The following is a 23142-nucleotide window of genomic DNA, read 5'->3' on the forward strand; positions in this document are numbered from 1 at the left end:
CCGGCAGCGTCGATGGTCCGGGCGGCAGCGCCCCCCGCCGGCGCCGCAACGATCTTATCGTCCCTGATCCAGAGGTCGCCCTTGCCGAGACGACCGTTGACCGGATCGATGATGTCGCCGCCCGCAATTTTCGTCAGCATGGCAACGCGGCCTCGGCGGAGACATGACTGGCGACCAGGCGGATGACAGTCGCAGCGGAGGGCAGTTCGGACGCCGCTCGCGCATCGATCGACCTTAGCGAACCGGTGCGGCTGGAATAGACCACCGCCTCGTGATCGACGCCCGCTTCGCCGATGGCGATGGTGACCGCAGCGCCCGCGACCGGCTTCTGCGTTTTCGCCAACGCGATCAGCGCCATGCGGTTCCTTTTCTTCTGCGGCTGGACAATTGAGGAGGAGATCCGCAGGTGCAGGTCGGCTTCGCCGGCAGCGATCATGCGCGCGACATCGTAACGCCAGGGATCGAATTCCGGGAAGCCGCGCGCAAAGCCCGTGCGCAGCGGAAAACCCGCCATCCAGGTCGAGGCGAGCGCGCTTCCCCATCCGTTTTCGCGCGCCGGCAGATGAAGGCCGGATGCGCGTGATTTGCGGTTGAGATCGGCGATCAGTCCTTGCAGCATCTCCAGCGCCAGCCCTTCGGTTGCGTCGCCTGAAAACAGGAAGACTGGAAAATGCGCAGCCTCCAGGGCTTTGGCGAAATCGTCGAAGTTCGACACCGGCTGCGAAGTCTGACGCCCCCTGCACTGCGTCCTCAGCGCCGCCAGCGTCGCGCCGAGGCTTGCCTCGCCGCAGGAGAGGAGCGTCGCCGTCCGCCCGTTGCTCAACGGCGGCGCAGACGCCCCGTTCGACCCGACCAGAAAGATTTCACGTTGATTCTTGCCTGTGAGATCGGGGGCCGAGAGATCGGGAACCGTGGCCGAGAGTTCGCCGACAAATTCATGATGGATTTGCGGGAGTTCGCCCACGATCACCACGACATCGGCGCGCCGGCGCGTCTCGCCGGGCGCGACGGTCATCGCGCCTTTGTCGGTAAAAAGCGCGGTCTCCCGGGAAACTGCCGCGCCATCGGCATGATCGTATGCCGCGCCAACCCGCTCAGCCAGCGCGATCGCCGCTCTGGTGCCGTGTATATCCGTATCCAAGCTGAAAACCGGGCACCGGCTCGACCCCAACAGCGCGGCGGCATGTGCAGCCGCGCGCTCGACCAGCGTTTCCCGGTTGCCGATCCAAGCAACCGCCATTCACTACGCTACTTTCTGGTGCCGGCCCGATCCTAGACGAAACTGGATCGGCCGTGAACCCCGCCTGTCGGCAGATTAGCGAATGTTTTCATATGCCATCAACAAATTCCGACCGCGCTTAATCATATTTGATGTAAGCGAAGCGCTGATCGGTCGGCGGAGTGCCTTCCAGCGCGCCGCCTTCCTTGGCCGGCTGCCACTGGACGACATCCTCGATCTTTTTGGCCAGCTCGAAGTCTTTGTCGGTGACGCCCTTCGCTGCGTGGTTCATCAGGCGCACCTCGACCCAGGCATAGGACGCCGTGATGTCGGGATGGTGCCACGCCGCCTCGGCGAGGTGGCCGACCGTGTTGATCACCATCAGTGTCGATTTCCAGCTGTGGGTCTTGTATTTGCGCCGGATCCAGCCGTTCTCGTAGCGCCATTTCGGCAGCTCCTTCTCGAGCCGGTCGGCGATCTCGGCTTCCGAATAGACCTTTTCCTTAGCTGTCTCGCTCATCTCGACCTCCGCGAATGGCCCGGTCCGTTTTCGCGCCGGGGCCAAAGAAGATAAAACGAATGCACTCTCTCCGGCTTGCCCCTTCTACGAAAACAGCTATCATGGCGACGGGCACCTAAACTTCCATGATGCGTCTATGATGCACCCATCGGGGGGTAGATGTCGAATTCTGTCACCATACGAGTGCCCTCCCGCCTGCACCTTGGCTTCCTCGATCTCAATGGTGATACCGGACGTCGCTTTGGCAGCGTCGGGCTACCTCTGAGCGAACCCGAAACCGTCGTCACCCTGTCTCGATCCAGCGAGACCATCGTCGAAGGCCCCGAGAGCCGTCGCGCCGGCGAACATTTGTCGACGCTCTGCAGCCATCTCGGCGTTCGCGGTCAGCACCGGCTGGTCGTCGAGCAGTCGATCCCGAGCCATGCCGGCCTCGGCTCCGGCACGCAGATCGCCCTTGCCGTCGCCTCGGCGCTGCGCACGCTCCACCAACTGCCTCTCGATATCGGCGGCGACGCGACCCTGCTCGATCGGGGCGGCCGATCCGGCATCGGCATCGCCAGTTTCGAAAGCGGTGGTGTCATTGTCGACGCCGGCAAGGACGACAGCGGCAGGCCGCCGCCGGTCGTGGCGCGATTGCCGTTTCCGGAACAGTGGCGCGTCATCCTGATCCTCGACCATGCCGGGCATGGACTGCATGGCGATGCCGAGATCGCGGCGTTCCGTTCGCTGCCACCCTTCCCGGCATCCGGCAGCGGCGAGATCTGCCGGCGGGTGCTGATGGGCATGATGCCGGCTCTGGTCGAGCACGACCTTCCAGCCTTCGGCGCCGCCGTCGCCGCGATCCAGATGCTGATCGGCACCCATTTCGCCCCGGCGCAAGGCGGCGTTTTCACCTCCAAGCGGGTCGAGAGGGTGGCCCATGCTCTCAATGAAGCAGGCGCCGTCGGCATCGGCCAGAGCTCGTGGGGACCAACAGGGTTTGCCTTCGCCCCATCGCAAGACGCCGCGGTCAGGTTCGTCAGCGCGGTTCAGCAGACAGTTGAGCACGGCATCGAGGTCAGGATCGTCAAGGGCAGGAATTCCGGCGCGAAGATCAGTTCGACCAAACTTGATCTCGTCGGCAGCTGACGGCTCGGCAACGCGATCACTTTTAAGCAGAAAGGCGAGAAATGGCCCGCAAACATATCCTGCACATGCTGACGCCGTTGAAGCACATGAGCCCTTTCGACGTGAATATGGCGATCGATGCAGGCTTCGACGCCGTCGTTCCCTATGTCGATGTAAGCCTCGGCGAGGTGACAGGCCTCGTGCAGGACGCGATCTTTTCGCGCCCGCCCGATGCGGGGGTCGATACCGGCATCTTCATCGCCGGCAAGGATGCCTCGCTGGCGCTCGATATGTTCGATGCAGCGCGAAAGGCGATGGTGCCGCCTTTCCAGGTTTCGGTATTCGCCGATCCGGCCGGCTCGTTCACCACGGCCGCGGCGATGGTGGCCAAGGTCGAAAAAGCGCTGGAGAAGGAATTCGAGCGCGGGCTGAGGGACACGAGGATCACTGTTTTCGGCGCCACCGGCGTCGTCGGCTTCTGCACCGCCGTCATCGCGGCCAAGGAAGGCGCCCGGGTCACTCTGGTGGGCCATGACGGCATCGAAAGGGTCGAACAGATTGCGGCCGAGATCAAAAACCGATTCAAGATCGCCGTCGATGCGGCCGACGGATCGAGCGAGGCCCGGAAGACGAAGCTGGTCGAGGCGAGCGAGGTGATCCTGGCTTGCGCGAAGGCCGGCGTCCAGGTGGTCTCGAAAGCCCAGTTGAAAGGCGACGGCCTGCTCATTGCCGCCGACGTCAATGCGGTTCCGCCGGCCGGCATCGAAGGCGTGGCCGTCAACGCCAATAGCGATCCGCTCGAAGCGGCAAAAGCTGTCGGCATTGGTCCGCTCGCCATCGGCAACGTCAAATACAAGGTCGAATTCGGCCTCTTCAAAAGAATGATCGAAGCCGAAAAAACCATCACGCTCGATTTCCAGGAAGCATTTTCCCTTGCACGCGAAATCGCCAAGTAACGCCGGATCTCTCCTGATCGCGGCGATTTCAGGCCGGGCGCTGGCTGCTGCCGCGCGCCGCGCCGGCTATCGTCCGCTGGTCGCCGATTTCTTTTGCGACACCGACACGGTCGCGTTCGGCGAGCGCATCGTCGAGACGCTTCGGCAATTGGCTGGAGACGACCGGCCGGTCGCCATCGTCCTGGGTTCGGGCTTCGAGCGGATGACGGAGACAGTAGACGAGGTCGCGCGCCATTTTCCGCTCGCCGGCAATAGTGGCGCCGCGATCCGCAGGATCAAAGACCCGCAACTGCTGGCCGCCGATTGCGCCGAAATCGGCATCCCGCATCCGGAATTCCGATGGAGCCGGCCGCCCGATCCGGAGAACTGGGTGGTCAAGACCGCGGGCGGCGCCGGCGGCACGCATATCAGACGGGCCGCCGGCGAAACCCCGATATTACATTGTCAGGCTCCTGGCGGCCGCTATTTCCAGCGCTTCGTTGCCGGCCGCAGCATCTCGGCCCTGTTCGTCGGCGACGGCCAAAGCGCCGATATCGTCGGCTTCAGCCAACAATGGGCGTCCCCCGCCCCGGCAGCGCCCTACCGCTATGGCGGCGCCGTGCGGTTGAGACGCTTCGATCGCAGGCAGGCGGCGATGATCCGCGGCTGGCTTTCAGGCCTAGTGCGCCGCGCCGGCCTGGTCGGATTGTGCAGCGCCGATCTCATTCGCGGACCGGATGGCTACAAGCTCATCGAGATCAACCCGAGGCCAGGCGCCACGCTCGACATTTTCGACGATGCCGACGCGCCGCTGATCGAAGCGCATCTGCGCGCTGCGGCAGGCAGGACCTACCACCTGCCGCGCTTCGTCGATTCGATGGCGTCGATGGTGACCTATGCCGCGGCGCCGATCGCCCAGTTTCCATCGATTGCCTGGCCTGAATGGACTGCGGACCATCAGTCGCCCGGCACCCGTCTGATCGCTGGCGATCCTGTCTGCACCATCTTCGCGCGCGGTCCGAGCGCCGATTTGACCAGGCGGCTCATCAAGGGACAAGCCAGCCGATTGCAACACCAATGGGAAGGAGACCGGACATGAAAGACGGTTCGGCATTCCTGAACGACAATGCGCAGCGCATCATCGACGGCATGATCGGCAACGCCGAACGCCTGCGTATCGCCGTTTCCAGGGGGCCATTGGGCGAGTGCCTGATCGATGCCGGCGCCAAGGCCACCGGCGGCGTCGAGGCCGGGCTGCGCATGGCGGAAGCGGCGATGGGCGGGCTCGGCAGCATCTCGGTCTGCATGGACCGCGCGTCGGAGAAATGGCCGTTGACCATCGAAGTGCGGTCCTCGCAGCCGGTGCTTGCCTGCCTGGGCAGCCAGTATGCGGGCTGGAACCTGTCGAGCCAGGGCTATTTCGCCATGGGATCGGGACCGGCGCGGGCGCTCGCCCGCGTCGAGCCGCTGTTCGAAGCGCTTTCCTATCGCGACACCGCGTCATCCGCCGTGCTTATCCTGGAGACGGCCGAACCGCCGCCCCAAGCGATCGTCGAGAAGGTGGGCAAGGCAACCGGATTGCCAACCGACAAGCTCACCTTCCTCTATGCGCCGACACAAAGCCTTGCGGGCAGCGTGCAGATCGTTGCGCGCGCGCTCGAGGTCGCCTTGCACAAGAGCAACGATCTCAAGTTTCCGCTGGACAATATCATCGACGGCATCGGCACTGCGCCTATCCCTGCCCCCCATCCGGATTTCCTGACCGCAATGGGCAGAACCAACGACGCCATCATCTATGGCGGCAGCGTTCAGCTTTTCGTAAAAGGCTCGGCGAAAGACGCCAGTGAGCTCGCGGAACGACTGCCGAGCCGCGCCTCCCGCGACCACGGCCACCCCTTCGCCGAGGTTTTCAAGCGGTTCAAGGGTGATTTCTATGCCATCGATCCGCTGCTGTTCAGCCCGGCCGAAGTGATCGTCACGGCGATCGAGACTGGCGACACGTTTCGCGCCGGCGAGCGTGATCTGCGGATGCTCGAACGGAGCCTCGGCTAGACCATGACGGTGCAATGGATTCGTCTGTCATCCGCCTGCCGCGCCGCTCGCTCGCGCTTCCGGTATACCGGTATCCGAGGCGTGACATGATCCCCCGCATCCTGATCGTCAGCGACAATTCGGACGCTCGCGCCAAAGGTCTGGCGGCAAGGCTGGACCGGCGGGGCGCCGTTGTCGCAACCGTGCCGCTGGCAGCGATCGCGTTCGACACCGGCAGCCCGAGCGGACTGTCGATCCCCGGCTTCGACGGCGCGCTGCCCGACGCCGTGCTGGTCCGTTCGATCGCCGCCGGATCGTTCGAAGCGGTCACCCGGCGCCTCGGTGTGCTGCACGCATTCGCCAAGCTTTCCATTCCGGTGTGGAACTCCGCGCAGGCGATAGAACGCTGCGTCGACAAGTCGATGACGACCTTCCTCCTGAAGAATGCCGGCCTGCCGACGCCGCCGACATTCGCGGTCGAGGGACGTGCCATGGCCGAAGCGATCGCCGAACGCGAACTGCCGTTCACGCCGCTGGTGCTGAAGCCGCTTTTCGGCGCGCAGGGCCGCGGCATCAGGCTGATCGAAACATTGTCCGACCTCCCCGCCGACGAGGAGGTGAACAGCGTCTACTATCTCCAGCATTACGTGCCGCGTCCCGGGCCTCCTTTCCGCGATTTTCGCGTTTTCGTCTGCGCCGGCGAAGTCCTGGCGATGATGAGCCGGCGTGGCGACGACTGGATCACCAACATCAATCGCGGGGCGGTGCCCGAGCAAGTCTCGGGGCACGGCGAAACCGAACTGGCGGCGCTGGCAAGAGCCGCCGCCGCCGCTATGTCAGCGGATTTCGCCGGCGTCGATATCGTGCCGGCGGCCGACGGCAAGCTGTTCGTGCTGGAGGTCAACAGCATGCCCGCCTGGTCCGGGCTTCAGTCGGTCGTCGCGGTGAACATCGCCGATGCGATTGCCGACGCCCTGCTGAAATTCCTGGCCGATCGCCGAGCTGATCGCCCAGAGGGGGCGGCGGCGGCGCGCCCCTACCGCCTCACCGCGCCGGCGAATTCGTGACGAGCCGGGCGCTTTCGCGAGAACGCCTCCGGGTTGCCTACAAGGACGCCTGCCGGATGGAGATCGAGGCGCTGAAACCGGGCAACGTCCACCTGTTCGCCGACGGGCACGGCATGTCCGCCGCTCAGTTCATGATGAGCGCAGAGGTCTCGTCGGGGCCGCTGACCGATCCTCGCCTGCCGGTCGGACAGCGTATGCTGGAAGCCGTCCGCGCGACACGTCAAGCGGTCGCGACCAACACCAACCTCGGTATCATCCTTCTGGCAGGGCCCCTGCTATGCGCCGCCGAAATGACGGGCGCCCCACTGCACGACAATCGACTGCACGACAATCTCGACGCGGTGCTGCGCGCAATGAGCATGGACGATACCAGGGCGGTGTTCGAGGCGATCGTCACGGCCGCGCCAGGCGGCCTAGGAGAGGCCGCGAACGATGTGCGGCAAGCGCCTAAGGTTCATCTGCTCGAAGCCATGCGGGAGGCGGCCGACCGCGACATGATCGCCCGCCAGTATGTTACCTGTTTCGGCGACGTGTTCGGCGTCGGGCTTGCGGCTCTGGAAGCGGCGTTGGCACGCGGGGAAGGCGGCATGTGGCCGACGGTGTTCGCCTATATGGCGTTTCTCGCCGGCTTCCCCGACAGTCATGTGATGCGCAACCATGGCGCTGAAGCCGCAAATCAGGCGCGGCAAGAAGCCCTTGCCGTTCAGGCGGCGCTCCATGCCAACGACGACGAAGCGTCACGCATTCGCCTGCTCATGGAACTCGACCGCCGGCTGAAGGCGGACAAGGTCAACCCCGGCACCTCGGCCGACCTGACCGTGGCTACTCTTTTAGTCCACCTCCTCGGCGTTCAGCTTGCATAATCGCAACGTTGGTGGTTGACTTTCAGGAGCGGAAGCTGGGCTTCCGCGGCTATCCAGCCAACCGGTCCGGATGTCCGGGCGCTGCCAACAAGGATAGCTGTCCATCGAGCGCTCGCTCGGTTTGCGGCGTCTTTGGACACCATAACTGTGTCTTGGAGGAAAATTGGCATGGCAAAGATCTCGAAAGTAATGGTCGGTGAATCGCTGGTAGGAGACGGCAACGAAGTGGCGCATGTCGACCTGCTCATCGGCCCGCGGGGGAGCGCGGTCGAAACGGCATTTTGCAACGCGCTTACCAACAACAAGGACGGCTTTACCTCCCTTTTGGCGGTGATCGCGCCCAATCTTCAGTGCAAGCCCAACACCGTGATGTTCAATAAGGTCACGATCAAGGGCGCCAAGCAGGCCGTGCAGATGTTCGGCCCGGCCCAGCATGCGGTCGCAAAGGCAGTGCAGGATAGCGTCGCCGAGGGGATCATTCCTGCCAGTGAGGCGGACGATCTGTTCATCTGCGTCGGCGTTTTCATTCATTGGGACGCGGCGGACGACGCCAAGATCCAGAAGTACAATTACGAAGCGACAAAGGAAGCCATCCAACGCGCCGTCTCGGGAACGCCGACGGCCGCCGAAGCCACGGATAAGCGGGACCAGGTGAAGCACCCGTTCGCGGCTTAGACAAGAGACAGCCCCGCACAGGCAAAACCCTCCGCTGAGCCGGATGGTCTGTTGCGCCGCCTGAAAAAGCTACTGGGCCTTTAGAGACTGTTTTCGAAATTCGCTCTGGCGAGTCATATGGTGGTGGTTTCGAGAACCGGAGCGCAGCGGACATTTGGGTCCGTGAGCACCGGAAGCGCAGAAAACGCCATCAGATGGCCGCCGGAGCAGAGTTTCCAAACGGTCTCGTAGAGCATCGGACCCAAAGCCTGCCCTCGGAATTGACCCGAGGGTCGGGAATCGTTTTTGGGAAATCCGATGCTCCAGCAAAGAGATAGAGCGGCGACACGATCGACTTGAGAGTTCGCCGCTCTTAATCTGAGGCACAGTTTCCGAGGCAGAGTTCGAGGTTACGCGAATGTCAGGCGCCAAGCGTCGCGAGGTGTTCGGGCGTGAGCGTGCCGTCGTGCAGCGAGGTCGCGACCAGCGCAGCAGTGATACCGAGTGACGAAAGGGCGCGAATGTCAGCCTCGTTGCGCACCCCGCCGGCCGCGATCACGGAGCGGCTTCCAGCCTTTGCCTTGATCGCCTCGAGCCGCGTGAAATCGGGACCGGAGGCGGAGCCGACCTTGGCCAGTGTCATGACGATCACCTTTTGCGGCCAAAGCTCCGGCTCGTCGAGAAATGATGCCGGACCGCGAAACCCGTCGTCGAAGAAATCCAGCGACAGGATAAGGTCTGGATGATCGCAAAAACGCCGGAACAGCGCGTCGTCTTGCTGCGATTCGGAACCCAGGACCGGGTAAAGACAGGGTTCGGCAAGTGCTGCCGAAAGGGTTTTCTCGTCGGCGATGCCGGCATCGACCCAAAGCTCCGGCGGCTCCGCCATTCCCTTCAGCCGGGCAAGCGCGCCACTGTTTGGCGTTCCGCCTTCGATGGCATCCAGATCGGCGATATAGAAGGTCGGAAAAGGGTAAAGCCCGCGCAGGCCCTCAGTGACCGCGACGACATCGGAGCTTTGGCTGAGAGGCGTGACGATCGGCCTGTAGCGATCGCGTTTTCCTTGCTGGGCGCGCACCACTTCGCCGCCTTTCAGGTCGAGAACCGGAATGATACGCAACGCTTTTCTCGCTGACCAACTGTCCCAACTGTCCCTTGTGATGAAAGCTTGAAGTGTGGAAAAAAGAAAGAGCATCATCGCCGGCTTCGATATTGGCGGCGCACATCTGAAGGTGACGCGCGCGGAAGACGGCCGCATCGTCGAGGCAGTAACGATCGCCACGCCGCTTTGGCTAGGGCTCGACAAGCTGACCTTGGCATTCGAGGAAACGGCTCCGATCTATGCGGGCGCCGATCTCAACGCATTCACCATGACCGGCGAACTGGCGGACATCTTTCCGTCCCGCGGTGCCGGCGTCGCGGCTCTGCTGGATGAGATTTCAACCCGTTTCCCAGGCGAAAAACTGATCTATGCCGGGCCGTCCGGCTTTGTCGGGGTCGAGCAGGCAGCGCGGCTGAGCACCGATGTCGCCTCCGCCAACTGGCACGCGACAGCGTCGTTGGTGGCGAAACTCGCCGGCGATGCCCTGTTCGTCGATATGGGCTCCACCACCACCGACATTATCGCCATCAAAAATGGCGCCGTCGCCAATAACGGCTACACCGATGCCGGACGGCTGCTGAGCGGCGAACTGGTTTATACCGGCTTCACCAGGACGTTCCTGTTCGGTGTGGCCTCGTCTGCCCCCGTCCGCGGCAAGCTGACACCGCTGATGAACGAGTATTTCGCCTCGATGGCCGACGCGCACCGGATCCTGGAAGTGCTCGACGAGAAGGACGACAGGCACTCTACCGCCGACGGCAAGGAAAAGACGATCGACGGTTCGATAGCGCGGCTGGCGCGCATGATCGGGCGCGACGCCGCCGACCTGACACCGCCGGAATGGCGCGAAGTCGCGCGCTGGTTCAGCGAGCAGCAGTTGCGCAAGATCCACGACGCAGCGTCCCTGGTTGCCGGGCCCATGGCTCGGGATGCGCCGATCGTCGGCGCCGGAACCGGCCGCTGGCAGATCAGGCGGCTGGCCGACCGCATGGAACGCCGCTTCGTCGATTTCGCCGAGATCATTCCCGCAGATGACACCGTTCGCGGCGAAGCGAGCAGCGTGGCACCCGCGTCAGCGGTGGCGCTGTTGGCCGGATCTCAATTTTAGGCGCTATATCATGGCCATCCGATCAACCGGGGAGATGAGATACTGCCCTGGAATTGGCCCGGCTTGAAAGATCTCAACCCGCATCCAAAATCGGAGCGCGCGCAAGCTCGCAACAAGGCGGAAACCCGACGTTCGGCACCCGCTCGGCGCATGTCCGGTTCGCGCCCTTTGTCGCCTTCCTAGGCGCCTCTATAGCTTCCCATAAGCTGCCGTAGATTCAGGCTAGCAATTCTGCAGATAGGGGCGTCGACCCCTAGAAGAAACGAAAATGCCACCATCTGTTGAGCAATCGCCTGAAGCGCACCGACCCTCAAGCAAGGTCGACAGACTTTCCCGGACGAGATCGTCGAAAGAGGAGGCATTCATTTAGTCATACCCGCTGGCATCGGCCGCTTGGACCCACTATGTTCCGGCTTGTAGGGGAAACTAGAGCTAGATTGGCTCTGCCGGGGGGGAAAGACAACTTGAAGGCAGCATTCGTTCACCTGTCCGATATCCATTTCGGCCAGGAAAGGGACGGCGGCACCAACGCTGAGAACGCGGACGCGAAGAAACGGCTAATTGAGGACGCGCGTGCTGAGGTCGGCAAACTCGGCGGCAAGGTTCATGGCGTGATCGTGACCGGCGACATCGCCTACTCCGGTAATGATGACGAATACACTCTTGCGGGGCAGTGGCTCGCCGACCTCACCGATGCAATCGGTTGCGAGCGGTCCGACGTTCAGATGATCCCGGGAAACCACGACATTGATCGGGGCAAAATCACGGACATGATCGAGACAATCCTCTTCGCGATCCGCGAAGGTGGAGACGAATGGCTCGACCGGAACCTCGACAACCAGGACAGCTGCAAGGTCCTTTATGAGCGGTTCGACGCGTACAAGGGCTTTGCCCTTGATTATCGCTGCGAGCTTGATCTCAATGGCGGAATCTCCACCAGCGCAAGGCTCGAGTTAGCCCCGGGACGCGCCGTCCGGTTCGTACGGCTGAACTCTGCCCTGATCTGTTCCAACAAGAAGGAGGAGGGCAAGCTGATCCTTGGCGCGCGGCAACGCACACTACCCATGGAAGAAGGAGAGGAGTTCGTTGTGCTATCCCACCATCCGCTCCATTGGTTCCAAGATTCTGAAAAAGCGCGTGGATTCCTGCGGGGACGCGCCCGCGTTTTCATCTCTGGACACGAGCACTTCCCAAAGCTCGAGATCGTCGATGTAGAGAACGGCTGTCAGCTGATGATGCTCGCTGCCGGCGCCACCGCACCCGACCAGATCGACGACCGGTACACGTACAAATACAACATTCTTGCATTCGAGTGGGACGGAGAGAACGACGCCCTTGCTGTCTCCCTTAACCCTCGGACCTGGGATGGAAGCGTCGCTCGGTTCCGGCGAGACGACGAGTTCATGGATGGCAAGGACGAACGCCAGGTCCTTGGATCGCCCAACTTCCGAAGGGCGCCGAAGCCATCAGTCCACGAAGAGCTGGCCGCAGCTGTTGGGGACCTCGTCGAGGAGCCGTTGGCTGCAGCCGGGAGCGAGGCGCCGGACGACGAGCATCCTGCAGCCGCACCGGCTCAGACTGGAGAAGCAGGCGAGGCTGGCATCGAGCTGGTTGAGGCTGAGCCCTCGCAGGACGTCCGAGATCTGCAACTCCGATTCTTCCAGGAGCTTTCGCAAGGCGCCCGGCTGACAGCGTTCGTCGACTTCGGCGTCGTCGCACAGATCAAGGGCAGGATCGATCATGCGATGGAGAGGCGCTTGTTCCGGCGCGCTGTCCGTCAGGGAATGGCCAAGGAGATCGAGCAGCTGCTCGACGAGGCCAAGTCAGGAAAGGGGGGCTCTGAAGAATGAGCATTATGGCCAAGTATGCCCAGATAATTTGGGCGGAACCGACCAACCAAGATGTCCAAGACCGAAACAAGGCGGTGGAGACGCTCCGCGCGCAGATTTTGGGAAAGGCGACCCACAAGGCGATCGAGCTCGCTGCGGTGATTGCCGGCGGATTTGGTGGCACAGAACTTCCCGAGGGCCTTGCCCGGCAGGTCGAGACCGCCATCAGCGACGAAAGCGCGGCCTTTGTTCTGAAGAGTAAGGAACTGCAGGCGCACGTTTGTCTAGCGGTCGCCGCGCTCTCTACCGTGCAGGGTCCGGTCGACGAAAGCTTTGGATGGAGTACAGCGGATGCCCTGGCAGCATCGCTCTGGTCGGCTCTGAGTCTGCAGGACCAGTCCGAGCACGCGAAGCTCGAGGAACTGAGGAAGGACCTGATCGAAGCGTGTCGCACAAGGGTCGGGCGGGTCGCGAAGACCGCTCGTAAGCGCGTAGATGTGCCCGATGTCGGCACGCTCACGATTCCCGACAGCGATCCGGCGGGTAGCCGCGCTAACGTTGCCTACAGGAAGGCGACCGCGCCCGTGATCGCAGCGTTGAAGACCAACCAGGAGCTTGATCACGAGGAGATCGACTTCCTATGGTGGGCCACCGCGGACTACAGCGAGATTCTCGATTGCGCGCTTGGCGATCGGGAGCCCTTCACACGGGCCATCGCGAGCGGCCTCGAAGGCGCGACCATGTTGTGCCGCCTGCCTAGCGATGGCCTCCGTCACGCCGTCCTCCGTCAGGTGGGCACCTCCGAGAGTATGTCTCTCTCCGACCTGATCGTATCACTGGCCGAATGGCGGACCAAGCTGCGCGAACCGCATGTCAATGGCTGGGCAACCGATTTCCCGCTGGTGTTTCCCCTTATCTCCTCGCTCATCGCTGACGAGCACCAGCCTGCCATAGCCGTCGAGCTCGACGCTCGCGGCTGGGGTGCGCGTGCACTGCTCGAGGCTTCAATCGTGGCGATGGAAGATCGATTTGCTGGAGCCGCTTGATGCGCGGGCCTTGTGAGAACTCGAACTGCACGTTTAACGCGACCGGATCGTGCGTCGTTGGCAACTCGCCGGAGGATTGCTCTCATCGTCCTGTCATCGAGAACGGCGAGGACGATGATCATGAGGACGAGGCGTTAGACGAGGCCGAGGTTGAAGAGGCCAATGACGGGGCGGACGGTAGCATCGCGACCGGCCTGGGCGGTGCCGTCCTGTCAGCGCCCGATGATGACCTGCCCACTTTTCCGGCAAGCCGCACGCTCGGGATTCAGCAGGCAAATGCGATGATGGAGGATCGGCCAACCTGCCTCGTCGGCATTGTCGGCCTTGCGGCTGCGGGCAAGACGGCGGCGCTTGTCAGTGCCTACCTGATGCTCGCCCAAGGGCAGTTCGAAGGATTCTCCTATGCGGACAGCGATACGCTTCGCGCGTTCGAGGAGATAGCGAGGGCGAGCAGGACGTGGGACAGGGGCAATCCTCCTGAGCAGATCACAAGCCACACGACCCTATCGAATGACCGTGAGGCCGGCTTCCTCCATCTCCGGCTACGTCGGAACTCTGACGATCGCCTCTTCGACATCCTGCTCCCTGATCTTCCGGGCGAGTGGTCCCGTGCGTTGATCGACCGCACGGACGAGGACCGCCTGAACTTTCTCGGCGCGGCCAGCGTGATCTGGCTGATGGTCGATGGCCGGCAGTTCGCGGATGATGGGCGGGTCGCCAACGCACGCTACCGCGCGACCCTCTTGATCGAGCGTCTGGCGAATCTGCTTGGAAACCGTCGTCCTCGGATCATCGTCGTCCCGACCTGGCAGGACAAGCAGCCGTTTCCACAGGACGAGGCCGATCGTCTGGCCGCTTGCGGGGCTGGCTTCGGCTTCGATTTGGAAACAGTACCCATCGCGTCCTTCTCCTGGAACGAGGAGATGGACCCTGGCCACGGTATTCCGAAGCTATTTGCCCATTCCCTGGCGGCGCGGCCTAGCCCGCCAGAGTTCTGGCCGGAGACCGATCGCAATGACGGTGGTAGGCAGTTGGCGGCGTTTCGGAGGCAACCATGAACAAGGGCTCGATCATGCTCGTCGGTGGTCCAGCGTCCGGCAAGACGAACTATATCGCCCGGCTTTGGCTCGCCTTCATGGCAAGGAAAGGCCGGCTGCGTGCGCAGAAGCTCCCCAAGAACATCGAATACGTGAACGAGGCGGTCCAGCACCTGCTCGCGCGCAAGTTCGCGCCGAGGTCCGAGCGCAATATGGAGGAAAGTGGGCGCCGCGACTTCGTCGTGAAGGTGCGTGGGAATGACGGCGCGGGTCCGGAGCGGGACATCACCGTCCCGGACATCACCGGCGAGCTCTGGAGGCGCGCGATCAATTCCTACGAGCTACCGCAGGAATGGCTGGATGCGCTCGCGGCCTCGTCGTCCGCGATCCTCTTCGTGCGCGCGCACTCGAAGCTGAACCTCCAGCCGATGGATTGGGTGACCGCGCGTGACCTGCTCATGGGGCACAGCGACGAGGACGACGACGACGAGGAAGATGACGGCTACGGAGACGACGAGGACGAGCACGGGAATCCGATTCCGGCTCCCGCCGCGGCGGCGGCCGACGCGGATGTTGCCGTCGAGCCAATTGAAGCGCAGCATGCCGAGGTCCAGGTCGAGCATCTGCATGGCGGCGGGGGCGACGCCGACAATGTTGGGACTGATGCGGGAGAGCAGGAATCCGAGGAGGTGATCATCAAGAAGGACGGCCTTCCCGCCCAGGTAGGATTCTGCGAACTTGTCCGCTATCTCACGCTCACGCTGGCAGACTGGCCGGACGGCGCGAAGCCGCGCTTGGCAATCGTGGTGACGGCGTGGGACATGCTCGACGCCGAGGCTAAAGCGGCCGGTCCTAGGAGCTATCTCGAGGACCAATTCCCGATGTTCGCTGGTAGGCTGAAGACTCCAAGTCGTCTCGACGTCGAGATTTTCGGAATGTCCATCGTGGGCGGCAACCTGCGAGGCACTGCCAACAAGCACTTCCGCGATTCGCTGAAGAAGCGTGACCTTTCGGAGGTCGGCTACACGGCGGTCATGCGTGAAGGTGTCGTGGTGGAGGACCCTGACGTAACGCTGCCGCTCGCGTGGGCACTCGGAGACCGAGGGTAGGCGGATGATTGTCGATCAGCAGCTGCATGGATACAATCACGGGCACGAGCTGCTGTCCGGATCCATCACGCTGCCTCCCCGAGATCAGGATCTCGTCGATCGTCTGTCAGACATCGCCGGCCCAATCGCGCCCGGCGAGAAGATACCCCCGTATATCACGTGTTATCCACTGCCGAGTGGATCGCATTATGTGGTCGCCAGGACCTGGCACGATCGGGAGGCGCCACGGGCCGGGTGCGTCCGCACCCGGTCGCTTTTGATCCCGATGGCAGAATGGACCTCTGTTGCGGATCCGTCGACATTGGTAGCGCTGGCCACCGACGCCGGGCCGACCCAAAAAATGAAGAGGCTCTCGGTCGAACCGGGTCCCGCAAAGCCGTCGCCGCCCGTGGAAACAGCCGGAGCCGAGCTCTTGGAAGCCCTTTTTCTTGAGCACTCAGTGTCGGTTGCCGTGTTCGGCTCCAAATCGGCCGAGCTCATCGCGCTGCGGATCCTGACCGCGATCTGGCCCTCGATGCGCCGCCGCTTCACCGTGTCGACCTTCTGCAATTCCCCCCGGACGATCTCCAAGAAAAGCTTCGACCTAGTGTTCGCCCCCGTCGAAGCGCGGTCGCGCTTCTCAGACTGGAAGGGACGACGCGTCGATGGTATTCGGGCAGGCCCGTTGCGGCATCGGTGGTCCTCGAGGATCGCGGATGAGGTCTTCCGCGCACCATACCCCTCACTTTCGGCGCTTGATACGTTCGGCGAGATGGCGGAAGACGAGAAGGGAAGCGAGGAGGCGCTTCGTCTGTCGCTATTATGGGGTGAGCTTGCCGACAAGGTGGGATCGGAGCCGCACGCGGCGCTCGGCCTGCTCGATATCGCGAATACCAGGATGTCGCGTCGGTCTGAGCTCATTACCGAGCTCGCGCCAGTCCTCGCAAGGGCTGCGACGACGGCGGTGTCCGCTATGGCACCATCCGAGGCCTGGCGGTTTCTCCAAGTACTGATCGGGAAACTCGGCGAGACACGCTGGCGCCTATCCCTGATTCGATCGGTGAGATCCTCGACGGTGGCGCTCGCGCAGCGGCATCCGATCGAGGCGGTAGAGGCCATTCCTCATTTGCTAAAGGACGGCGGCGAATTCCTCCTCAGCGGAATCGCCGCGGGCATTGCGAAGGCAGACGCATTCGAGCGCGTAGCGAGTAGCCTGACTGGTCTCTCGGGAGATGCCCTGCTACGGACGGTGCTGGCGGCGCCGGAACTGACCGTCCGGCTATTGGAAGATGACTACGGTGTCGAGCCGTCACTGGTAGCGAGTATCGGCGGCGCCAATGGGGACGAAATTGCGGAGGCACGTAAACGCATCTTGCCGCAGCTCGTCGACGACCGACACGCAGGGGTGCTCGGCGCACTGCTGGCGAACGCCGGCGCATCCACGATCGTGATCGAGGCGGAACGGCTGAGAAACGCTAACGACCTCACGGCCGTCGCTTTGAACAGCGTGCTCGTGGATGCTGCGCAGCGAGAAGGCGGAGCGACCGCTTTGCGGGACGTGGCCGCAAAGGCACGCCAGTCGCAGGCCTCAAACGCGATGCTGCGCCAGCTCCTGGGGTCGAGCGTCGCGGACGTTCGCTGGATACTCGACACGATGGAGAAGGCAGATGCACGTCGCCCAATGCTGCTCGCGGACGTGCTCACAAGCGCATCGAACGAGCAACTGCGGTCCATCTTCGGACAACCGGGCATGCTTTCGGACGTGCTTGTGCTGGCCGGGGATTTGCCCTCTGCGACCGAAGTATTGGCCCGCATCGTCGAGAATGTCCGGCTGCAGCCTGCGGATCACATTGGGCTCGTTATGCGGATCCTACCTCGCATCGATGGCCCGAGAGCGGGGTCGATCGCCGTTTCCGGACTGGAGGCGGCGCTTCCCAAGGACCTCGGGGCCGAGCGAGAAAGTATAGTCTCGACCCTGCTCGACCGCGCCGGAGCGCAGCTTGACGGCGTGCGCGTTCTGAAGGTTGGCGCGGGCCAAGGCGTGCCGGCGGGCTTGGCGAGCAGCAACCTCACGCTGTTCGACAGGTCACCTCCATCGGTGCGTGCCAAGTTACTCGAGAACCCGATCGCGCTGGCCGACACGGTGGTCAGTAGGAAGACGCTCGACCTGTCCTATCAGGGGGGAGAGGCTGTTGGCCGCCTGCTATGGGATTCCGATCCAGTCAATCACCGCGCTTTCCTCCTGGCGTCGTCGAAACTGCTGTCTTTCGCGACCAACGTGACGGCGGAGGCTGCGTCTCCCATCATCGCCGCCGCATTCCCCTCCGTGTATCGCGAACTCCAGAGGGAAAGTCTTCCAGATTTCCTCTCCTACGTGTTCCCGTTTGTGGATTGGGACCGCTGCAAGGTCGCGCGGCGCGAGCTCGCGCGGTCGTTCCTGAACTCGAACTGGCGGCCAAGGGACATCGCGCTGGCAGCGGCGCGTGCCGGCGATGCTGGGCGGATCATCAGGAGCATTGCGAAGCGAGACAACGGATCTCGGGCCATCAACTCGATCGAGCGCGAAGCGGACTCGCTTCCGGATCCCTGGAAGCATCAGGTGAAGAAGGCAATCAAGGACCTCCGCAACGATCCGCCGTAGCAGAAGCTGCCATTCGACGTGTGAGTGACAGGCTTAGCAGCAGTCGACAGATCGAACGGCAACTTTACGCCATCACTGTCCGAAAAGCTGCCAGTCCGCTATCGGCCCCACTCCGGTCATCGTGCATACCGGGCTCAATGACCGCAAAGGGTCGAACACCGCCGTTTGAGATCAGCGCCACCGCGTACCATGCTAAAAACGCGTCAGCCTGGACGCTTACTCCGGTTCAGCATATCTCGCTCAGCCTCGCGCATCCTCGCCGCTGGCGTCCTCGGCCGCGAGGTGATCGCCGACGCGCTGCAGCAGCCAGCCCCAGGCTTCCTTTTCTCCCTCGCCCGCGGTTTTTTCGATGGCGATCGAAAGGTAGGCGATTTCCGCCTCGACCTTGTCGCGCGGCAGCATGCCGAGCCGGCTGACCAGGATGGCCAGTTCCAGCACCGCCGCCTTGGCGCGGTTGAAGCCGGTGAACGGCGCATGCGTTTCCTCCTGCACCACGCGGCAGAAATGGCGAGGCCGCATAGCGTCGTCATCGACACTTTCGACTTGGAGGACTGAATGCGCGAGCGCCGCCTCGAGCCGCGGCACCGCAAACCCGTCAACCGCAACCGTTGGCCAATGTTTGCGGCCGGTCAGGCAGCCGGCAAAGATGCGCACGTCGTCGGTGTAATTGGCGATAGCGAACGGCACTTCGGCGAGATTGTCGAGCGTCACCGACGGCCGGAACGGCGCGATGACCCAGCCGTCCTTCTCGGAGATGATGCCGATCGGTGCGATGTGGACGTCGCCTACCTTGTTGACGGTGGTGATGATCGATTCGCGAATGAAGGGCATGGTTTAGCGCTCTTTCTTCGCGCGAAGCGTGTGGCCCGCTTCGGCGAGGCGGGTGCGGTCTGTTTCGGGAGCCGGCGCGGCAACGCCCCATGCGAGCGGCTCGTCCTGCACATAGCGCTTGCCGAGGCGCCACGCGATCTCGGCCTTCATCAGTTCCGCGCCGAGATAGAACGCGTGCGCGCCATCCGCCTCAACGCCAAGCCCGGCAAAGAGTTCGAACGCATCCGTGGCAACCGCATGCCCTTTGCCGTTGAAGACATGGATGCCGTCCTCGGCGGTCATGATACGGAAGTTGGTGTCGCGCACCTCGGCTGCCAATGCATCGATATCCCCGGTCGAGGCCGTGAACGGCTTGCGGTCGTGAACCTGCAGGAGCCCTGGATGGTAACTCCGCGGCAGCGCTCCGTCGTTCCTCGCGGCAAACAGGATACGGCGGGCAATATCGTGCTCCTCGATCGTTCGCAGCGTGTGCGGACTGACATGCACGGCAAGCACGTTCCGGATCTGAAGTTCCGAGCAGAGCCCGGCCAGAACGGCGGTAACGCCGGAACTGTCGGCGTCGGTCAATTCGGTGAGATTGCCGGTGCCCATCAGCAATTCGACCTCGGGCCAGCGGCGGCGCGCCTCGATGAAGCGCCCGAGCGAGGCGGCGAAACCGAAATGGATCGGGTCGAGCACGGGATCGGCGATGAAGGCGACGCCGGCCTTTTGCGCGGCTTCGATGGCCCGCCCAAGCGAATCCAGGTCGCCGGGCGTGGACGGGATCAACACCGGCACGGCCTTGTGGTCGAAGGCCAGCGGCAGCGTGTTCTCATCTAGGCTGAGAAGGTAGTCGGCACCGGCGCGTGCGCCAATCGACAGCTCGTCCGTGCTGGCGGAATCGACACTGACCAGAAATCCCTGTGCCTTCAGCTCGATCACGGCCTTTTCCAGCGATGGAAACGGCGTTTCCGGCAGGCAGCCGAGATCGATGACATCGGCACCGGCCGCAGCCAGCATCCGTGCCCTCGCCACCAGCGCCTCGACCGACAGCATCGGCGCATCGACGATTTCGGCGAAGATGCGCATGTCGTGACGCGAAAGGTCGGGCGGGACGCCCGCCCGGCCGAGAAAGGCCGGCAGATCGGCGATCTCGTCGGGGCCGCGTACAAAGGGAACGCCGAAATGGCTCGACAGATGCTCGATGTCCCCGCGATAGCGGCCGGGCAGGATGACGCGGTCGGTGCCGCCGGTCAGGGTGAGCCGCCGCTTGATGATGTCTTCGCTCATCAGCGCCGCGACCTTGACGCCGATGTCGATGATCTCCCACGCAAATTCGGTTTCGCCCAGTCCGGCCAGCAGCCTTTCCAGCCGGACCTTGGCCAAATGGCCGGTAAGAAAGGCCAGCCGCTCAGCCATGGCTTGCGAGTTCGGCGTGGCGCCGTCTGACCGAGGCTTCGAGTTCGGCCAGCGACTCGACCACCTGGGTCCGCTCGAAGCTCTTCAATTGTCTGGTATTCTCCAGGTCGATGCTGCGCGGATAGACCTTGACCAGACCATGCGGCGCCATGGTTTCGAGTTCCGGCGCGGTATCGCAAGCAAAGACGATGGCTGGCACCCGGCATTTTCCCGCTTGGGCAAAGACGTTGGTGGCGAGCGTGTCGGAAATGCCGTGCACGCATTTGGCGACCGTGTTGGAACTAGCCGGCGCCACCACGACGGTGTGATAGACACCGTGATAGAATTCGCCGACCGGGATCGCGCTCGCCGTCTTGTCGTGCAGGACGCGCGTCGTCTCCGGGAAATCGAGCTTGAGCTTGTACATGCGCAGCACTTCGTTGGCGGCTTTCGACACGAAGACATCACAATGCTCGAGTTGGTGAATAAGTGCGAAGCTCTCCGTAAAAAAATGACCGGAACCGGTCAGAACCCATGCCCAGCGCGGCGTATGCAGCTTCGCCATCGCCTACCCTGCTTTTCTTGCCGGCCGGATCGGAGCCGCGATCGCGATGCCGGGCAGATTGCCCGACGCGAGCAGCGCCCCGGCCTCGGCGGCATCTTTCGGAGCGGCGAGATGGAAATCGACACCGTCGGGCAGCATGGCGGCGAAGCCGGCATCGACGATGCCTCTGGCCGTCAGGCCGTCGATAGTGTCGCTGCCGAAGAAAGCGCCGGTTTGCTTGATCAGGAGCAGCGCCTTCGCGCCGAGCTTGCCGGCAAGCCAGGCGGCAAGGGAATCGGAAGTCATGTCCCAAGAAGCCGGAATGTCCGGCGCCGGCAGAGCCAAGGACGACGGTAGCCACACCGGGACCTTCCCTTCATCCAACGCTCGCACCATTTCGTCCAGCGACCGTGCCGGCACCAGCCTTTCATGCCGGTCGAGGATGACCTGGCCGAACTGCTCCATGGCGAGGATCGCCATGGCGTGGGCAGCGGTGTCGGAAAAATCCATGTAAATCTGGCTCTCTCGCACCTGGTCGGCAAACTGCCCGCCGCCAGGCACGATCACGATCGGCAGCCTGGAGCCTGCCAGCGCCGCGATCCAGTTCTCCATTTCCGCCGCACGGGCCGTGCTGCCGCCGAGCTTGACAATGGTTGGCCTGATGACCTCAGGCCTTTGCTGTCGCGGCTGGGAAACAGCGCTTTGGTCTTTTCGGCCGGTAGGGCCGGAGGCAACGGCGCGGCCTGCCGCTTGGCGCTTGCGCTCGATCTCGACGCCGACGCCGCCTGGGCCGAGTTCGAGTTTTTCCACCCTTACCGTGACGCGCACGACACGCGGGTTCTCCAGAATATACGTCGCCACCTGCTCGGCCAGCGCCTCGCTAAGCTGGATATGGCCTCGCGCGACGATGGTGCGAATGCCGTCCATGATGATGTCGTAGGAGAATACATGGCGCATGTCTTCGGGATGATCGGTGACCTGCAGCACGTCGGCGGTCACGTCGAAACGCACCTTTTGTGTATGGCCGTGCTCGAAGCTGTAGGCGCCGATCTGGACCGGCAGGACAAAGTCCCGCACGAAGATCTTGTCCGTGCCCAGTGTCGGGTCGGTGCCGGGCGAATAGCCCCTCGCCGCCAGCAGGCGGTAGTCGACGCTCGACGGGCCGCCGGCCCGGGATTCTTGCGGGACCAATTCGCGAATCTGCGAAACCGCCTCGGCGCTGATCGAACCCGCGCGGCCGGCGTCGCCGCACAGCGCCCCGCGAAAACCGAGAAAATCGGGCGCGAAGGGCAACAGGCGCGGAATGTCGGGGGCTTCCAGCGATCCGCTCAGTCCAACCATCAGACCAAGCGATTTCGCTCGATCGACGAACCCCGGGATACGCTCGGGCGGCAGATGATCGAGCAGCCGGCCGTTTGCCTTGTTCGCAGTGTCGACCATGGCGCCATGGAAGCGATGTTTGGCAAGCATCGGCAAAAGCTCGAAATCCGGCACTAGGTCGGCGAAAAGCACGGCGATCAGCTTCGTTCGCGCGGCGAGCGGCGCGAGCGCCTTCGCACAAGCGACAGCGTTTGCCGACGGAAAGAAGCCTATCTTGACGTAATCGACGCCGGTGGCAGCGATCTCTTCTGCCTTGACGCGGATCGTCTCGGGTTCCATCGGCAGATCGCCGCAGACCGCGCTGACCGGCGCCCGGCCGGCAATCAGCGAAATCGCCCGGCTGATGGTTTGGGTGGATACCGCACCCAGCGCTCCCGCCTTCGGATTCTTCAGGTCGACGATGTCGACGCCGCCTGAAAGCGCGATCTCCGCCTCGTCGACGCCAGTGACGCTGCCCAGCATTCTGGTCATTGGATTTTCTCCGGCAGGAGGGACAGGACGCTTTCGGGCCCGAATACCGAAATCCGCCCAGTTGCCGTTCCGGCGACAAGGCATGACACTAAAGCAGACGCGATAAGTCCACTTTCGGGGTTTGATAAATTTTGCCGGTCAGCTAAGCTCATCATGGGCACCTTGACTTCGCGCCGGTCCGACAACAATCGGACTTTAGCGCAAGAACGGGTAATTTTATCGATGACGAGCGCGGTGCCGGGCACTCTCGCGGCCTTTTTGTGCTTTTTTTCCCTGACCGTCACCGTTCCGG

Annotated in this window: 21 protein-coding genes; 13 read left to right on the forward strand and 8 right to left on the reverse strand. The window is 63.1% G+C overall.

Annotated elements, in window-relative coordinates:
- Positions 1–133: 133 nt before the first annotated feature.
- Together EOC93_RS23560 and EOC93_RS23565 are read right to left on the reverse strand one after the other, a co-directional pair.
- On the reverse strand, positions 134–1240 hold the full coding sequence (locus EOC93_RS23560; protein ID WP_126105438.1) for a tungsten formylmethanofuran dehydrogenase: 1107 nt from the start codon (positions 1238–1240) through the stop codon (positions 134–136).
- A 118-nt stretch (positions 1241–1358) separates the two neighbouring features.
- Positions 1359–1739 carry a 4a-hydroxytetrahydrobiopterin dehydratase gene (locus EOC93_RS23565; protein WP_127205797.1) on the reverse strand — a complete coding sequence of 127 codons (381 nt, stop codon included), beginning with the start codon at positions 1737–1739 and terminating at the stop codon, positions 1359–1361.
- A gap of 159 nt (positions 1740–1898) precedes the next feature.
- Between EOC93_RS23565 and EOC93_RS23570 the strand changes: the two genes are divergently transcribed.
- From EOC93_RS23570 to fae, 7 genes are all read left to right on the forward strand, one after another.
- Positions 1899–2867, forward strand: coding sequence for a beta-ribofuranosylaminobenzene 5'-phosphate synthase family protein (locus EOC93_RS23570; protein WP_127205798.1), 969 nt, complete (start codon positions 1899–1901; stop codon positions 2865–2867).
- Between the two features lie 41 nt (positions 2868–2908).
- The gene (locus EOC93_RS23575; protein ID WP_127205799.1) at positions 2909–3802 is read left to right on the forward strand and encodes an NAD(P)-dependent methylenetetrahydromethanopterin dehydrogenase; all 894 of its coding nucleotides are present in this window, start codon (positions 2909–2911) and stop codon (positions 3800–3802) included.
- Positions 3780–4880, forward strand: a complete 1101-nt coding sequence (locus tag EOC93_RS23580) for an ATP-grasp domain-containing protein (protein WP_245461518.1) — start codon at positions 3780–3782, stop codon at positions 4878–4880. The genes EOC93_RS23575 and EOC93_RS23580 overlap by 23 nt, the downstream gene beginning before the upstream one ends.
- Positions 4877–5833 carry a methenyltetrahydromethanopterin cyclohydrolase gene (gene mch, locus EOC93_RS23585; RefSeq protein WP_127205800.1) on the forward strand — a complete coding sequence of 319 codons (957 nt, stop codon included), beginning with the start codon at positions 4877–4879 and terminating at the stop codon, positions 5831–5833. The genes EOC93_RS23580 and mch overlap by 4 nt, the downstream gene beginning before the upstream one ends.
- A gap of 14 nt (positions 5834–5847) precedes the next feature.
- Positions 5848–6879, forward strand: a complete 1032-nt coding sequence (locus tag EOC93_RS23590; RefSeq protein ID WP_245461519.1) for a RimK family alpha-L-glutamate ligase — start codon at positions 5848–5850, stop codon at positions 6877–6879.
- A 56-nt stretch (positions 6880–6935) separates the two neighbouring features.
- Positions 6936–7742 carry a triphosphoribosyl-dephospho-CoA synthase gene (locus tag EOC93_RS23595; RefSeq protein WP_127205801.1) on the forward strand — a complete coding sequence of 269 codons (807 nt, stop codon included), beginning with the start codon at positions 6936–6938 and terminating at the stop codon, positions 7740–7742.
- 168 nt (positions 7743–7910) lie between these two features.
- Positions 7911–8417, forward strand: a complete 507-nt coding sequence (gene fae, locus EOC93_RS23600) for a formaldehyde-activating enzyme (protein WP_127205802.1) — start codon at positions 7911–7913, stop codon at positions 8415–8417.
- A gap of 400 nt (positions 8418–8817) precedes the next feature.
- On the opposite strand, the gene EOC93_RS23605 is transcribed toward fae, so the two are convergent.
- Positions 8818–9516: a HisA/HisF-related TIM barrel protein gene (locus EOC93_RS23605; protein WP_245461520.1), complete on the reverse strand. Its 699-nt coding sequence runs from the start codon at positions 9514–9516 to the stop codon at positions 8818–8820.
- 55 nt (positions 9517–9571) lie between these two features.
- Between EOC93_RS23605 and EOC93_RS23610 the strand changes: the two genes are divergently transcribed.
- From EOC93_RS23610 to EOC93_RS23635, 6 genes are all read left to right on the forward strand, one after another.
- The gene (locus tag EOC93_RS23610) at positions 9572–10606 is read left to right on the forward strand and encodes a hydantoinase/oxoprolinase family protein (protein ID WP_127205803.1); all 1035 of its coding nucleotides are present in this window, start codon (positions 9572–9574) and stop codon (positions 10604–10606) included.
- Positions 10607–11070: 464 nt separating this feature from the next.
- Positions 11071–12456: a metallophosphoesterase gene (locus EOC93_RS23615; protein ID WP_164759247.1), complete on the forward strand. Its 1386-nt coding sequence runs from the start codon at positions 11071–11073 to the stop codon at positions 12454–12456.
- Positions 12453–13481, forward strand: a complete 1029-nt coding sequence (locus EOC93_RS23620; RefSeq protein ID WP_127205805.1) for a GTPase-associated system all-helical protein GASH — start codon at positions 12453–12455, stop codon at positions 13479–13481. Before EOC93_RS23615 ends, EOC93_RS23620 begins: the two co-directional genes overlap by 4 nt.
- Complete coding sequence (locus EOC93_RS23625) at positions 13481–14539, forward strand: hypothetical protein (RefSeq protein ID WP_127205806.1); 1059 nt, start codon at positions 13481–13483, stop codon at positions 14537–14539. Before EOC93_RS23620 ends, EOC93_RS23625 begins: the two co-directional genes overlap by 1 nt.
- Positions 14536–15627, forward strand: coding sequence for a hypothetical protein (locus EOC93_RS34210; protein ID WP_164759248.1), 1092 nt, complete (start codon positions 14536–14538; stop codon positions 15625–15627). Before EOC93_RS23625 ends, EOC93_RS34210 begins: the two co-directional genes overlap by 4 nt.
- Before the next feature lie 4 nt (positions 15628–15631).
- Positions 15632–18247: a hypothetical protein gene (locus EOC93_RS23635; RefSeq protein WP_127205807.1), complete on the forward strand. Its 2616-nt coding sequence runs from the start codon at positions 15632–15634 to the stop codon at positions 18245–18247.
- A 240-nt stretch (positions 18248–18487) separates the two neighbouring features.
- On the opposite strand, the gene EOC93_RS23640 is transcribed toward EOC93_RS23635, so the two are convergent.
- From EOC93_RS23640 to EOC93_RS34470, 5 genes are all read right to left on the reverse strand, one after another.
- The gene (locus EOC93_RS23640; protein WP_127205808.1) at positions 18488–19078 is read right to left on the reverse strand and encodes a DUF447 domain-containing protein; all 591 of its coding nucleotides are present in this window, start codon (positions 19076–19078) and stop codon (positions 18488–18490) included.
- A gap of 3 nt (positions 19079–19081) precedes the next feature.
- Positions 19082–20476: a DUF6513 domain-containing protein gene (locus EOC93_RS23645; protein ID WP_127205809.1), complete on the reverse strand. Its 1395-nt coding sequence runs from the start codon at positions 20474–20476 to the stop codon at positions 19082–19084.
- Complete coding sequence (locus EOC93_RS23650; RefSeq protein ID WP_127205810.1) at positions 20469–21020, reverse strand: flavoprotein; 552 nt, start codon at positions 21018–21020, stop codon at positions 20469–20471. The genes EOC93_RS23645 and EOC93_RS23650 overlap by 8 nt, the downstream gene beginning before the upstream one ends.
- A 3-nt stretch (positions 21021–21023) precedes the next feature.
- Positions 21024–22850, reverse strand: a complete 1827-nt coding sequence (locus EOC93_RS34925; protein WP_127205811.1) for a (5-formylfuran-3-yl)methyl phosphate synthase — start codon at positions 22848–22850, stop codon at positions 21024–21026.
- On the reverse strand, positions 22847–23142 hold a 296-nt coding region (locus tag EOC93_RS34470; protein ID WP_206532263.1), incomplete at its 5' end, for a hypothetical protein. The genes EOC93_RS34925 and EOC93_RS34470, both read right to left, overlap by 4 nt.

The organism is Mesorhizobium sp. M6A.T.Ce.TU.002.03.1.1, assembly GCF_003997275.1.
GTDB classification, from domain to species: domain Bacteria; phylum Pseudomonadota; class Alphaproteobacteria; order Rhizobiales; family Rhizobiaceae; genus Mesorhizobium; species Mesorhizobium mediterraneum.

Coding starts and splice junctions, on each gene's coding strand:
- EOC93_RS23560 (WP_126105438.1), bottom strand. CDS start 1,240: ATGGCGGTTGCTTGGATCGGCAACCGGGAAACGCTGGTCGAGCGCGCG.
- EOC93_RS23565 (WP_127205797.1), bottom strand. CDS start 1,739: ATGAGCGAGACAGCTAAGGAAAAGGTCTATTCGGAAGCCGAGATCGCC.
- EOC93_RS23570 (WP_127205798.1), top strand. CDS start 1,899: ATGTCGAATTCTGTCACCATACGAGTGCCCTCCCGCCTGCACCTTGGC.
- EOC93_RS23575 (WP_127205799.1), top strand. CDS start 2,909: ATGGCCCGCAAACATATCCTGCACATGCTGACGCCGTTGAAGCACATG.
- mch (WP_127205800.1), top strand. CDS start 4,877: ATGAAAGACGGTTCGGCATTCCTGAACGACAATGCGCAGCGCATCATC.
- EOC93_RS23590 (WP_245461519.1), top strand. CDS start 5,848: ATGGATTCGTCTGTCATCCGCCTGCCGCGCCGCTCGCTCGCGCTTCCG.
- EOC93_RS23595 (WP_127205801.1), top strand. CDS start 6,936: ATGGAGATCGAGGCGCTGAAACCGGGCAACGTCCACCTGTTCGCCGAC.
- fae (WP_127205802.1), top strand. CDS start 7,911: ATGGCAAAGATCTCGAAAGTAATGGTCGGTGAATCGCTGGTAGGAGAC.
- EOC93_RS23620 (WP_127205805.1), top strand. CDS start 12,453: ATGAGCATTATGGCCAAGTATGCCCAGATAATTTGGGCGGAACCGACC.
- EOC93_RS23625 (WP_127205806.1), top strand. CDS start 13,481: ATGCGCGGGCCTTGTGAGAACTCGAACTGCACGTTTAACGCGACCGGA.
- EOC93_RS34210 (WP_164759248.1), top strand. CDS start 14,536: ATGAACAAGGGCTCGATCATGCTCGTCGGTGGTCCAGCGTCCGGCAAG.
- EOC93_RS23635 (WP_127205807.1), top strand. CDS start 15,632: ATGATTGTCGATCAGCAGCTGCATGGATACAATCACGGGCACGAGCTG.
- EOC93_RS23640 (WP_127205808.1), bottom strand. CDS start 19,078: ATGCCCTTCATTCGCGAATCGATCATCACCACCGTCAACAAGGTAGGC.
- EOC93_RS23645 (WP_127205809.1), bottom strand. CDS start 20,476: ATGGCTGAGCGGCTGGCCTTTCTTACCGGCCATTTGGCCAAGGTCCGG.
- EOC93_RS23650 (WP_127205810.1), bottom strand. CDS start 21,020: ATGGCGAAGCTGCATACGCCGCGCTGGGCATGGGTTCTGACCGGTTCC.
- EOC93_RS34925 (WP_127205811.1), bottom strand. CDS start 22,850: ATGACCAGAATGCTGGGCAGCGTCACTGGCGTCGACGAGGCGGAGATC.